The organism is Fodinicurvata fenggangensis DSM 21160 (assembly GCF_000686045.1).
GTDB classification, from domain to species: domain Bacteria; phylum Pseudomonadota; class Alphaproteobacteria; order Kiloniellales; family DSM-21159; genus Fodinicurvata; species Fodinicurvata fenggangensis.
The window spans coordinates 211,379-223,918 of record NZ_JMLV01000003.1 but is presented as its reverse complement, the minus strand read 5'-3'; the positions used below and the strand labels follow the sequence as shown (position 1 = coordinate 223,918).

Below are 12,540 nucleotides of genomic sequence, written 5' to 3'. Positions count from 1 at the left end.
AGACCGCCATACCTGACAGTAAGTTGCGAACAATCTGAAACATGCTCCATATCAACAATCTTGAGTACAACGTCGAAGGGCGCGCGCTCTTTGCGAAAGCCTCCGCCACGCTTTCCGAGAAGTGGCGCGTTGGAATCGTTGGGCGTAACGGAACCGGCAAAACCACCCTGTTCCGCCTGATCGACGGAAGTCTGTCTCCCGACCGGGGAGAGATCACACTGGCGGGGCGGCGCCGCATAGGACAGGTCGCACAGGAGGCACCAGGCGGCGAAACCAGCCTGATCGACACGGTCCTGAAAGCTGATCGGGAACGCACGGCCCTCCTGAAGGAAGCAGAAAGCGCGGCCGACCCCATGCGTATTGCAGAAATCCACGAGCGCCTGACCACAATACGCGCCGACAGTGCCCCGGCGCGCGCAAGTCGCATCCTGGCTGGCCTCGGGTTTGACGAGGCGGCCCAGAATCGCCCCTGCTCCAGTTATTCAGGCGGCTGGAGGATGCGTGTGGCCCTGGCTGCCCTGCTCTTTTCAGAACCAGATCTGCTGCTGCTCGACGAGCCGACCAACCATCTGGACCTGGAAGCAACACTGTGGCTCGAGAACTACCTGGCCAATTACCCGGGCACACTCCTGCTGATCAGTCACGACCGTCAGCTGCTCAACAACATTCCCGATCACGTCCTTCACCTGGAAGGCGGAAAGCTCACGCTCTATAACGGCAACTACGATACCTTCGCACGTACACGTCAGGAAAAGCTCGAACACGAAGCCGCCTATAACGCGAAGGTCGTAGCACAGCGCAAGCACATCCAGGCCTTCGTGGACCGCTTCCGGGCCAAGGCCAACAAGGCCAAGCAGGCTCAATCCCGGATCAAGATGCTGGAGCGGCTCCAGACCGTTACAACGGTTGTGGATGACCATAAGGTTTCCCTGAACTTTCCGAAACCTGAACCTCTGGCACCCCCCATCATCACACTCGAGAATGCCGAGGTTGGCTACCCTCCGGACCCCCCGGTACTGCGCAACCTGAACCTGCGCGTTGACCTGGATGACCGCATTGCCCTGCTTGGTGCGAATGGCAACGGCAAATCGACCCTGGCCAGACTGCTGGCCGGGCGGCTTTCTCCATTGGCTGGAAATAAGCACAACTCGGGCAAACTGCGTGTGGGTTATTTTGCCCAGGATCAAAGTGAGGAACTGGATTACAGCGCGACTCCCATCGAGAATCTTGCGCGCCTGATGCCGGAAGCCAAGCCCCAGGCCATCAGGAACCATCTGGGGCGCTTCGGGTTTTCCGGAAATCATGCGGAAACACCCGTGAATAAGTTGAGTGGGGGGGAGAAGGCCCGCCTGCTCTTTGCCCTGATCAGTCGTGAGAACCCACACCTGCTGATACTGGACGAGCCTACCAACCACCTGGACATCGATGCACGCGATGCCCTGATGGAAGCGCTCAATGACTTCGAAGGCGCGATAATCCTGGTCAGTCACGATGCCTATCTGGTCGAAACGGTCGCCGAACGGCTCTGGTTGGTTCAGAACGGGTCCGTTGAAAGCTATCAGGGCGACATGGAGGAATACCGGCAGCTTCTGCTGGACCAGCGCCGCGAGGAGCGTCGGCGCTCGCAAGAAGACAAGGCGCGCACACCCTCTGGTCAGTCGCGCAAGGAACAACGCCGTGAAGCTGCGCAGAACCGCGCGGCACTGGCAGAACTCCGAAAGTCTGCCAAGGCCATGGAGCGCAAACTGGCCAAGCTAGGGGAGCAGAAGCAGAAGGTGGAAGACGAAATGGCGGACTCAGCCCTTTACACGAACGATCCGCAACGCGCCGCCCTTTTGCAGAAGCAGCATGCGGAACTGGTGCAGGATATTTCCCAACTGGAAGAAGACTGGCTGAAGACGCAGGAAAGGCTGGAAACGGCAGGTTGAAACAGCGCGCTCCAGCCGTGCGCAGTCCAGATCAGCCCGTTTGTTTCTTTTGCCACTGCCCCTGCTCGTCCTGCTGCCAGTAGGTCAGTTCCAATGGCAAATCCTTGCAGCGTTTCCATTCTGCGCGCGCGGCCTGCAGCGCCTCTGCATCCCTGCCATCGAAAAGCAGGGCACAAAGCTCGAACGCTTCCATCTGTTCACTGACCGCGCCATCCGTCAGAAAGAGGTATTGGGCGCCATTCGGATTCTCATCGCGTTCACTAAGCCAGATCGGTTGTTGCTCGGCAAAGCCGTCCCGGCGCGTGCCATGGGGCAGGAACGAACGGTCATTGTAGCTCCACAGATGCGAACAGAGCGCTTCGACGCGCTCTTCTGAACGCGCCAGGACAACCGCCCGCTTGCCTCGTTCCAGCGTTTTTTCCAGAAGTTTGGGCAGGGCGGACTCGAGGGTCGTCGCTGTCAGGTGATAGAAACGAACCTCAGCCACCCTTCACGTCCATCAGTTTTCCAGGTTGTCCGCCACATAGCGATCCAGAAGACGCACGCCGTGAGCCGTCGCGCCCTTTGGTACAGTCGGCTTATCCTTCTCGGACCAGGTGACACCGGCAATATCCAGATGAGCCCAGGAGACACCGTCCTGAATGAAGCGCTTCAGGAACTGGGCCGCCGTAATGGAACCGCCCCATCTGTTGCCTGTGTTCTTCATGTCGGCGGCATCAGTGTTGAGTAGTTGATCGAACTCCTCACTCATCGGCATGTGCCAGACAGCTTCCGAGGTGGCCTCTCCGGCCTTCTCGAGGCTGGCCACCAAATCCTCGTTATTGGAAAAAAGTCCGGCCTGCGACTTGCCCAAAGCCACCAGGATCGCCCCGGTCAAGGTTGCCAGGTCGATGACCGTCTTGGGCTTGTAGCGCTCCTGTACGTACCAGAGCGCGTCTGCCAGAACCAAACGTCCCTCGGCATCCGTATTGATGATCTCGATGGTCTGTCCGGACATGGAGGTGACGATATCGCCCGGCCGCTGGGCCCGCCCGTCCGGCATGTTCTCGACAAGACCGCAAACACCGACCGCGTTCACCTTTGCCTTGCGGGAAGCGAGGACATGCATCAGGCCCAGGACCACCCCGGCCCCGCCCATATCCCATTTCATGTCCTCCATGCCAGCCGCCGGCTTGATGGAAATGCCACCGGTATCGAAACAGACCCCCTTGCCAACGAAGGCAACCGGGAAATCATCTTTCTTCGTTCCGGCGCCTTGCCAGGTCATGACCAGGAGCTGCGAATCTCTTTGCGAGCCCTCTCCGACCCCCAACAGAGCATGCATGCCCCGTTCACGCATCTCGTCCTCGCCCAGCACTTCGATCTTGACGCCCAGTTTTTCAAGCTGGCGGGCCCTTTCGACGAAGCTCTCCGGATAGATGATGTTGGCGGGCTCGGATATGACGTCTCGCGCCAGAAAAACACCCGGAACCCGTTTCTCCAGATCCTGGTAATTTTTTTCAGCTGCCTTGTGTTCCTTCAAACCCAGGGTCAGTGCTTCCAGGGTCGGCTTCTTGTCTTCCTTTTCCCGCGTGCGGTAGCGGTCGAAACGATAATTGCGCAGGCTTGCACCGTATCCCGCATGGGCTGCCTGCTGTTCCTGGGCAACCTTTCCCCCATTCTGAGATTCCAGCAACAGCACCGCCTTGGAGACCCCGGCCTGGTTCAAATGGGCCAGCAGGTTTCCGCCAAGTGCTTCCCAGTCCAGCACACCATTCTCAGATGGCTTGCCGATGCCGGCGAGAACGATTCGATCCAGCTCAAGCCCCTGAGGGGCCAGGACATCGAGAAACTCGCTTTTCTTGCCCTGAAAGCGTCTGCTTGCCCCCAAGGCACGGGTCAGGCTTCCATTGGACGTCCGATCCAGTTCTGCACCGATCTCGCCGAGCTGCCCGTCTTCCTGGACGGTCACGACAACTGTCCCCTTGCCCGGTACGTCGGGTGCTGAAAAACCGATCTTCATCTATTCTTCCTCGCTTTTCTTGGCGGATGGACATGAAGATAGGACGAGCGCCCGACAAGCTAAACCCCTAACTTTTCAGGCAGCCCAACCGGGTAGTGCCCCCGGACAAACCATGCCGGAATTCAGTGCCCCTGATGGACGCCTTATTCCATGCAATCGCGCATTTTCTCAATTCCAGTGGACAAGGTTGGTTGACGCTGGCGTCACTTTGCGCTTCAAGCGACAGTACAGGTCTGCTTGGATAGGGAACCAGGCGGGCCTAGGTGGCCATGTTGGTCTTGCCGTGAGCTCAGGGGGGACATCAGAGTCACAATGAACTCTGGAACGCTTAAGAACATTCTTTATTCCGGGGGCGCCATTCTGGCACTGCTGACGCCATTCCTGGTCGAATCGACCAGTCCGGTTGCCGCGCAAACCACACCGGCCGCAAGCAATTCCGAAGAACAGGATGAACGCGCCCTTCTGCGCGCCGACACAGTCAGCAACGACGAGGATACGGGCATCCTGACTGCCTCGGGAAATGTCGAGCTCTCCCAGGGTGACCGTGTACTGTTGGCCGATACCGTTACCTACAACACCAACACGGATGTCGCGTCGGCGACGGGTAATGTTGCCCTGGTCGAGCCTGGCGGTGAGGTCATCTTCGGCGAATATGTCGAGATCACCAGTGACATGAAGGAAGCATTCGTGCGGGACGTCCGCATCCTGCTGACGGACAACACCCGGATTGCCGCGGACAATGCGGTGCGCACCAACGACAACAGGACCGTCTTCCGTCAAGGTGTCTTCAGCCCGTGCCTGCCCTGCAAGGAAGACCCCGAAGCCGCCCCGCTGTGGCAAATCAAGGCCGATCGCGCGATTCACGACAAGGAAGACCAGGAGATGCGCTACCGCAACGCGCGCCTGGAATTCTTCGGCATGCCGGCTTTCTACACCCCCTATTTCTCGCATGCCGACTGGACCGTTGACCGCAAGAGCGGAATTCTGGCAGCGGAATATGGCAGTGATGAGTTTTTGGGGTATTATGGAAGGGTTCCCTACTATTGGGTAACCGGCCCGACCAGTGATGTCACCATCACGCCCATGTATACGGCAAACCAGGGGCTGCAACTCTCAACGGAGTTCAGGAAAATATTCGAGAATGGTATTCTCGAAACAACTGTCTCCGGCACACAAGCCGATCTGGTCGACTCCAGGGGTGAGCTGAAGGAAGACGAGTTCCGGGGCCATATCGATGCCATGGGACGTTTTGACCTGTCGGACACCTGGCGGGCCGGGTTCGATATTCGTCGCGCCACTGACGAAAGTTATCCCAAGGTCTACAATGTCAACCTGGATGACGAAGAACAACTCTATGAAAGTCATCTGTTCGCGGAAAGGTTGGAAGGTCGGGATTATTTCGCGGCCAATGCGCTTGCCTTCCAGTCACTGACCGATCTGGTGTCCACGTCACGGCAACCCATCGTGGCTCCGATGCTGGACTGGAATCATGTCAGTGAGCCTGTTTGGGGCAGTGGATTCTATGAACTGGATGCCAACTTTCTCTCGCTTGTGCGCGAAAGGGGGCGTGAAGTTCGGCGGCTATCTCTGGGTACCGCATGGAACCAGTCGTTCATGGGCGCAATCGGTGATGTCTACAACATCCGGGCAAGCCTGCGTACAGACGGTTACTGGACGAACGATCATTATCCCGGCTCCACTTCCTTTGACCCTCAACCCACTGAGGGCTCGGATTTTGCCGGCCGCGTCTTCCCTCAGTTGTCCATGGAATGGCGCTACCCCTGGGTTGCACAATCCGAGGCTTTCCAGCAGACCTTCGAACCTATCGTCCAGGCTGTAGCAGCCCCGAACTTCGGCAACTATGACGGAATTCCCAACGAAGACAGCCTGGATGTCGAATTCGACGACACCAATCTATTTGCCCTCAATCGCTTTGCCGGCCTGGACCGCGTGGACAAGGGAAGCCGTATCGATTACGGCATGAAATACAGTTTTTCCACATACTCCCAGTTCTACAGTGAAGCGTTCATCGGCCAGAGCTATCGCTTTCAGGAGAATGAGGACTTCTCCGAAGGCAGCGGCTTGCGATCCAACAGCTCCGACTATGTGGGGCGTGTCCGCATTCAGCCTTTCCGTGAACTTGACTTGCTCTATCGCTTCCGTCTGGACCAGGACACACTGGAGTTCAAGCAACAGGAAGCACGCTTCAGGGCCGGTATCCCGGAGTTCCGCGTTAGCGGCAGCTACATGAACTTCAAGGAAACATCGGAGAGCAGCCGTTATGGCCCACGTGAACAGGTCAGGTTGGCTTTAACCAGCCGCTTGTCCGACCATTGGCGCGTTCGCCTTTTTACACAGCATGACTTCGTGAATGACTATTTTCCGCGCACGGGAGCCAATCTCATCTACGAGGACGAATGCTTTACACTGTTTGCAGGGTTTGAACGCCGCCGCTTCCGGAATCGTGAAATTGAACCCGAAGACACATTTGGGATCCGCATCAGCCTCAAATACCTTGGCGCATTTGGCACTGATCACAGCAGTGGGGGAGACCGCCCTCAATGATCAGTAAAGTTCATGCTACAAGTCAGGGGACACGTCTGATTGTTCCTGCTGCGGATGCCATTTATACTTACGTACGAACCTGTTTGGACAGGATAGCTTAATTGCCGCAGACTGTGCCGCCTGTATGGCTGGAGATGGATAGCTTATGAGAAAGATTTTTGCCCTCGCGCTCAGTGCATTCTTGATGGTGGCTCATGGCACCACACAAGAGGCTGAAGCACAGAACACCCTGAGCGCAGCGGCTGTCGTGAATGATCAGGTCATTTCCCAGCTGGACCTTGATCAGCGCCTGAAGCTGTCCCTGCTTTCCAGCGGCCTTCCAAACAACGAGGAAACGCGGCAGAACCTGGCCCCGCAGGTCTTGCGCCAGTTGATCGACGAGCGCCTGCAGAGGCAGGAAGCAGAAAGATTGGCTCTGGAAGTCCCCGAAGCCGAAGTCGAAGCGGCCGTCGAGGAGATCGCGCAGCGCAATGGCAGCACGGTCGAGGAATTCGACCGCATGCTTGAGCAGAACGGCATTGCGCCATCCACCCTCCGTCAGCAAGTGCGCACCACAATTGCCTGGAATCGTGTCCTATCGGCCCGTGTTGTTCCTGAGGTACAAATCACCCAGGAGGAAATCGAGTTCGCTCTGGAGCAGTTCCAGCAAACCAGTAACCAGTCTCAGGTGCGTGTGGCCGAAATCTTCCTCCCGTTCGACAGCCCCTCCGAGCGGGGCGAGGTTCGAGAACTGGCCGAGCAGATATTCCGGGAAGTCAGGCGCGGAGCAGACTTCAGAAGCCTGGCCCGCCAGTTTTCACAATCCCCGACAGCCGCCCGCGGTGGCGATCTTGGCTGGGTCCTGCCCACCGAATTGGATCCGGATGTTGCCCGTGAAGTGGAGGACATGGGGCGCAATGATCTGGCGGGACCCATAGAGGCCGTCAATGGCTATTACATCATTGCTGTCATCGACAGGCGGCGGATCAATGCCCAGGGAGAAGTTGAACGTGTCGCGCCACGAGAGCCGGAACAACCGCGCCGCACAGAGCCTCAAGGGCCGACGGTCGAACAACTGCGCAATGCGCGACTGCGTTTGACCCAGATCATCGTGGAGGCCCCAGAAGGCGAAGAGGAACAGGCCGCCGAGAACCTGTCTGAGCGCGTCCAGGGCCTCCAGGGATGCGAACAGGCAAACCAGCTTGCCGAGGAAATCGGCATGCCCGGCTCCGGTGACATGGGACGGGTCGTAGCCTCTGAGATGCCCGAGCAACTCCAGAACCTTCTGCTCCGCCTGCCGGTCGGACAACCCAGCCCGCCGCTGGGGATGAGCGGTGCGGTCAGTGTGCTGTTTGTCTGTGAACGCGTTGATTCCAATGGAAACCCCGTAACTGCCATAAGCCCGCAGCAGCGACAGGCCCCTCCCGCACCCGACGTTGCTGCACAGTTCCAGAGCAACATCGATCCACGCCCAATGGCCGACGATGAAGCGGAAGCTCCTGAGGTCGAGGAAGAGCAGGAGAGCGCCGAAAACTCCGCCGCTGAAGACCTGATGTCCGAGGATATGGAGCCGATCACCGAACAGCCCGAAATGCAGGAGGAACGCAGCGAGTTGGAGCAGCAGGTGGCGGAAAGCCTGAGGCGCGAGCAGATCAATCGCAAGTCCGACCGTTACCTGCGCGACCTGCGGCGCTCAGCCAATATCGATATCAGGATGTGACTCCCCTTGAAACCGGACTGCCGGTGCACGGGAACAGCAAGGATAAATCGATGCAGACAGCGCCAGCCCCAATCGCACTGACCATGGGCGATCCGGCTGGCATTGGACCTGAAATCGCCTTGAAATGCTGGGCCCATCACCGGCAGTCACTCTGCCCGGGATTTGTCTTTTTCGGATCTGCCGAGCTTCTGGAACAAGAGGCGAACCGGCTGAATTGCAAAATCCCGATAGAACGAATCCAGGACCTTTCGAGGGCACGGAACATCTTTCCGGAGGCCCTGCCCGTCCTGGATATTCCGCTGCATTCGCCATCCCTTCCCGGTACCCCTGACAGCCGCAACGGCACCGCCGTTATAGCTGCCATAGAGCAGGCACATGCAGCGGTGACCGCCGGCCAGGCGTCAGCTCTGGTCACCAATCCGATCCACAAGGACAGTCTCTACGCCTGTGGCTTTGCCTACCCCGGACACACAGAGTACCTGGCGGCCCTTTCCTCAAGCGAGCATCCGCCGGTCATGATGCTGGCCTCCGAGCGGTTGCGTGTGGTGCCGGTGACCATCCATATTCCTTTGAGAGAGGTTCCCGGAAAGCTGTCCAGGGCAGCGATACTTCATGCAGCCGAAGTGACGCACCAAGCGCTTCTATCGGACTTTTCCATAAAATCGCCACGTCTGGCCGTTGCCGGGCTCAACCCACATGCGGGTGAAAGTGGCGCCATGGGAACCGAGGAAATCGAAACACTCCTGCCAGCCGTCAAGACCTTGCGGGAACGCGGCCTTTGCATTGAAGAGCCACAGTCGGCAGACAGCCTGTTCCATGAACAGGCACGCAGCACCTACGATGCCGTTATCTGCATGTATCATGACCAAGCCCTCATCCCCATCAAGACCCTGGACTTTGATAAAGCTGTAAACGTGACACTGGGACTGTCCATCGTGCGTACCTCACCCGACCATGGAACGGCCTTCAACATTGCTGGACAAGGCAAGGCCAACCCCTCGAGCCTGCTGGCCGCACTGGAGATGGCAACCAGCATGGCATACGCACGTTCCCAGTCATCTGTGCCACCCCATCATGACTGAACTGGAGGACCTGCCTCCTCTGCGCGAAGTGATCGCCCGCCATGGCCTGGCCGCGCGCAAGAGCCTGGGGCAGAATTTCCTGCTCGACCTCAATCTTACCGGGCGCATAGCTCGTGCGGCTGGCGACTTGAGTGCTGGAAGTGTGATCGAGATCGGACCTGGGCCTGGGGGATTGACCCGATCCTTGCTACAGGCGGGAGCCCGCCAGGTCCTTGCCGTGGAGAAGGATTCACGATGCCTGGAAGCACTGGAGGATACACGCAGTGCCAGCAAGGGACGGCTTGAACTTCTCAACGGCGACGCTTTGGAAGTCCCCATAGACACATTGGGACAGGTGCCGCGGAAGATTGTTGCCAACCTTCCCTATAACATTGCCACGCCGCTGTTGATCAGTTGGCTCCACGCCATTCACCGCAGTCCGGACTGTGTGGAATGCATGGTCCTGATGTTCCAGAAAGAAGTGGCGCAACGCATCACCGCATCACCGGGTAACAAGGCATACGGACGACTTGCCATCCTTACACAATGGCTCTGCGAAGCGGAGTTGCTGTTCGACATTGCCCCGGGAGCCTTCACCCCACCGCCAAAGGTGACTTCCTCGGTTGTTCGCCTGATTCCCCGCGCCAGGCCACGTGCCGACTGTCGACTTGAGGCGCTGGAGCAGGTGACCGCGGCAGCTTTTGGCCAGAGGCGCAAGATGCTGCGCCAATCCCTGAAAGGCCTGTTTCCCCAGGCTGCAGAGGTGCTGGGAGAGCTTGGCCTCCAGGAAACGGCGCGAGCAGAGGAACTGGAAATAGAGGATTTCTGCGCGCTGGCCCGGCGCCTTTCTAACAGCTGATTCAACCTGTCGTACGCAGACGGTGCACGAAATCCTCAAGCCCGAGCAGGCGGTCACGCCTCAGGCGTTCCGCCGTCAGGATGGAGCGCACCTGCTCCACCGAACGTTCCAGCTGCTCATTCACGATGATATAGTCATAGGCATCCCAATGACTCATCTCGTCTGCCGCTTTCTCCATCCGCGACTTCACGACGTCTGGGCTGTCCTGTGCACGCGTATGCAAACGTCGCTCGAGTTCGTCCTGTGAAGGTGGCAGGATGAAAATCCTGACGAGATCCTTGGACATTTTGCCGCTGAGTTGCTGGGTTCCCTGCCAATCGATGTCGAACAGGACATCGCGACCAGCAGAAAGGGCGTCTTCCACAGGCTTGCGAGGTGTTCCGTAATATCGATCGAAGACCTGCGCGTGCTCCAACAGCTCTCCGCTATCCGCCATGTTTCGAAAGGCCGATTCATCGACAAAGTGATAGTCCACACCATCACGCTCACCCGGTCGCTTCGGTCGGGTCGTTGCGGAAACCGACAGGATCAGGTTGCCGTCCTCCTTCAGGATCTCGCGTGAAATGGTCGTCTTCCCCGCACCTGAAGGGGAAGATAGCACCAGCATGAGGCCGCGCCGTCTGATTCCGCTCTCGTCCATCCTTGCCTCATTCACTCGATGTTCTGCACAAGCTCACGCAGTTGGTCGACTGTTGCCTTCAGGTCCAGCCCCAAGGTCGTCAGTTCGGGGTCGGGAGACTTAGAACACAGGGTGTTAGCTTCCCGATTGAATTCCTGACAGAGAAAATCCAGCCTTCGCCCCACAGCGCCGCCACTTTCCAAAAGCTCCCGACTTGCCGAAACATGCGCTTTCAGCCGATCAAGCTCTTCGCGCACATCCGCCTTGCTGACCAGCAAGGCTGCTTCCTGGCTTAAGCGATCCTCAGGCAGCTCTCCGCCCGAAGCGTCCAGCAGTTGATGCATGAGCTGGCTCAGTCGTGCGCGCATGGCCTCGGGACGCGTCACTTCCAGCTGTTCGGCCGCGCTGACCGACTGGGAAATCCGCTCAAGGTGTCCTTTCAGAAGTTCCCCCATCTGCTGGCCTTCAGCCAGGCGTGCCTGTTCCAGATTGTCCAGGGCCTGGTCGAAGTCATCCATCAGGGCTCTTTCCATAGCCTGACGAATCGCCTCGTCCTCATTCTCCTCCTGAACCTCAAGGACCCCGCGCAAGGCAAGAAGCCCATCCGCCCTGGGCGGCGCTACATCATAATCCTGGCAAAGACGATCACAGAGGCCGGCCAGCCGCTCCAACAAGGCCTCATCGACGCTAACCCGGGATTGAGGAGTCAGCTTCTTGAGAGACAGCGAAATATTCACATTTCCCCGCTGAAGCCGCGTCTTGAGCCGTTTCCTCAAGTCCGGCTCCAGGCTGTCGAAGCCTTGGGGGCCGCGAAAGCGAATCTCGAGACCGCGGCCGTTCACACTCTTGACCTCCCAAATCCAGGAGTAGAGGTCGTTTCCTCCCTGAACGCGGGCAAATCCGGTCATGGAGGCAATGGCTGAAGAGGTCATGAGGTGATACCAACCTGTGAGTTACTTTGGAAAAGGCGCCACTTAATAACCGTCTGAAGGGGTAACGGCAACCTGCAGAGGAGTCCCACCATGCTGTTCCGCGACAAGCACCCAGTTCCAGGCCATGTGATGATCACCGGAGCCTCCAGCGGCCTGGGGGCGGCCCTGGCCGAGTACTATGCCGAGCGCGGCAGCCACTTGAGCCTGTCCGGACGCAGCAAGGCGCGATTGGACGGGGTCGCGCAGTCTTGCCGGAACAAGGGAGCAGATGTTCGGGCGACTCCACTGGACATCTGCTCCAGGGAAGATTGCGAAGACTGGGTGCGACAAGCCGACGACTGGAAGCCGCTGGAGCTGATGATTGCCAACGCGGGCATCTCTGCCGGAACAGGCAATGGGGGAGAAACCGAAGAGCAGACCCACCAGATTCTCGAGACAAACTGCAGGGGTCTTGTGAACAGCGTAATGCCCGCCCTCGAGCGGATGAAGTCCAGAGGCAAAGGCCAGATCGCCCTGATGTCTTCACTGGCCGCTTTCAGGGGATTCCCGGGCGCGCCCGCCTATTGTGGGTCGAAGGCGATGGTGCGCATCTGGGGCGAAGCCCTGCGCGGCGAATTGGCACCGCAGGGACTCGCGGTCAATGTCATCTGTCCAGGATATGTGAGAACGCCAATGACGGACGTGAACGACTTCCCAATGCCATTCCTGATGTCGGCCGAGAAAGCTGCCGGTATCATAGCACGCGGCCTGGCTGGAAACCGCGCCCGCATTGCCTTCCCCTTCCCTACCTATTTTGCAGCCTGGATGCTGGGCGTGCTGCCGGTCGGCTTGACAGACAGTCTGCTTGCGCGCTTGCCGCGGAAGGCATGAAGCCG

General features: G+C 58.5%; 10 protein-coding genes. 6 read left to right on the top strand and 4 right to left on the bottom strand.

The window, feature by feature from the left end:
- Window positions 1–41: 41 nt before the first annotated feature.
- The gene (locus tag BP38_RS0106805) at window positions 42–1,928 is read left to right on the top strand and encodes an ABC-F family ATP-binding cassette domain-containing protein (RefSeq protein ID WP_026987113.1); all 1,887 of its coding nucleotides are present in this window, start codon (window positions 42–44) and stop codon (window positions 1,926–1,928) included.
- Between the two features lie 31 nt (window positions 1,929–1,959).
- Here the strand turns inward: BP38_RS0106805 and BP38_RS0106800 are convergent, their stop codons facing one another.
- Window positions 1,960–2,415, bottom strand: a complete 456-nt coding sequence (locus tag BP38_RS0106800) for a DNA polymerase III subunit chi (RefSeq protein WP_026987112.1) — start codon at window positions 2,413–2,415, stop codon at window positions 1,960–1,962.
- A gap of 12 nt (window positions 2,416–2,427) precedes the next feature.
- A complete protein-coding gene (locus tag BP38_RS0106795) occupies window positions 2,428–3,930 on the bottom strand; it encodes a leucyl aminopeptidase (protein WP_026987111.1) in 1,503 nt (500 codons plus the stop codon).
- Between the two features lie 312 nt (window positions 3,931–4,242).
- Between BP38_RS0106795 and BP38_RS19455 the strand changes: the two genes are divergently transcribed.
- The 4 genes from BP38_RS19455 (at window position 4,243) to rsmA (ending at window position 10,114) form a co-directional block, all read left to right on the top strand.
- On the top strand, window positions 4,243–6,495 hold the full coding sequence (locus BP38_RS19455) for an LPS-assembly protein LptD (RefSeq protein WP_051609071.1): 2,253 nt from the start codon (window positions 4,243–4,245) through the stop codon (window positions 6,493–6,495).
- A gap of 145 nt (window positions 6,496–6,640) precedes the next feature.
- A complete protein-coding gene (locus BP38_RS19450; RefSeq protein ID WP_035724039.1) occupies window positions 6,641–8,194 on the top strand; it encodes a peptidylprolyl isomerase in 1,554 nt (517 codons plus the stop codon).
- Between the two features lie 50 nt (window positions 8,195–8,244).
- On the top strand, window positions 8,245–9,276 hold the full coding sequence (gene pdxA / locus BP38_RS0106780) for a 4-hydroxythreonine-4-phosphate dehydrogenase PdxA (protein ID WP_026987110.1): 1,032 nt from the start codon (window positions 8,245–8,247) through the stop codon (window positions 9,274–9,276).
- On the top strand, window positions 9,269–10,114 hold the full coding sequence (rsmA, locus tag BP38_RS0106775) for a 16S rRNA (adenine(1518)-N(6)/adenine(1519)-N(6))-dimethyltransferase RsmA (protein ID WP_026987109.1): 846 nt from the start codon (window positions 9,269–9,271) through the stop codon (window positions 10,112–10,114). Before pdxA ends, rsmA begins: the two co-directional genes overlap by 8 nt.
- Before the next feature lies 1 nt (window position 10,115).
- On the opposite strand, the gene gmk is transcribed toward rsmA, so the two are convergent.
- Complete coding sequence (gene gmk, locus BP38_RS0106770; protein WP_026987108.1) at window positions 10,116–10,754, bottom strand: guanylate kinase; 639 nt, start codon at window positions 10,752–10,754, stop codon at window positions 10,116–10,118.
- 11 nt (window positions 10,755–10,765) lie between these two features.
- Window positions 10,766–11,665 carry a YicC/YloC family endoribonuclease gene (locus tag BP38_RS0106765; RefSeq protein ID WP_035724032.1) on the bottom strand — a complete coding sequence of 300 codons (900 nt, stop codon included), beginning with the start codon at window positions 11,663–11,665 and terminating at the stop codon, window positions 10,766–10,768.
- 90 nt (window positions 11,666–11,755) lie between these two features.
- On the opposite strand from BP38_RS0106765, the gene BP38_RS0106760 reads away from it, so the two are divergent.
- Entirely contained in the window at window positions 11,756–12,535 is a 780-nt protein-coding gene (locus tag BP38_RS0106760) for an SDR family NAD(P)-dependent oxidoreductase (protein WP_051609070.1), read from the top strand.
- The last annotated feature ends 5 nt before the right edge of the window (window positions 12,536–12,540 follow it).

Bases quoted from the DNA above. Each gene is read 5' to 3' on its own strand.
- gmk (WP_026987108.1), bottom strand. From the start codon at position 10,754: ATGGACGAGAGCGGAATCAGACGGCGCGGCCTCATGCTGGTGCTATCT.
- BP38_RS19450 (WP_035724039.1), top strand. From the start codon at position 6,641: ATGAGAAAGATTTTTGCCCTCGCGCTCAGTGCATTCTTGATGGTGGCT.
- BP38_RS0106805 (WP_026987113.1), top strand. From the start codon at position 42: ATGCTCCATATCAACAATCTTGAGTACAACGTCGAAGGGCGCGCGCTC.
- rsmA (WP_026987109.1), top strand. From the start codon at position 9,269: ATGACTGAACTGGAGGACCTGCCTCCTCTGCGCGAAGTGATCGCCCGC.
- BP38_RS0106760 (WP_051609070.1), top strand. From the start codon at position 11,756: ATGCTGTTCCGCGACAAGCACCCAGTTCCAGGCCATGTGATGATCACC.
- BP38_RS0106795 (WP_026987111.1), bottom strand. From the start codon at position 3,930: ATGAAGATCGGTTTTTCAGCACCCGACGTACCGGGCAAGGGGACAGTT.
- BP38_RS0106765 (WP_035724032.1), bottom strand. From the start codon at position 11,665: ATGACCTCTTCAGCCATTGCCTCCATGACCGGATTTGCCCGCGTTCAG.
- pdxA (WP_026987110.1), top strand. From the start codon at position 8,245: ATGCAGACAGCGCCAGCCCCAATCGCACTGACCATGGGCGATCCGGCT.
- BP38_RS19455 (WP_051609071.1), top strand. From the start codon at position 4,243: ATGAACTCTGGAACGCTTAAGAACATTCTTTATTCCGGGGGCGCCATT.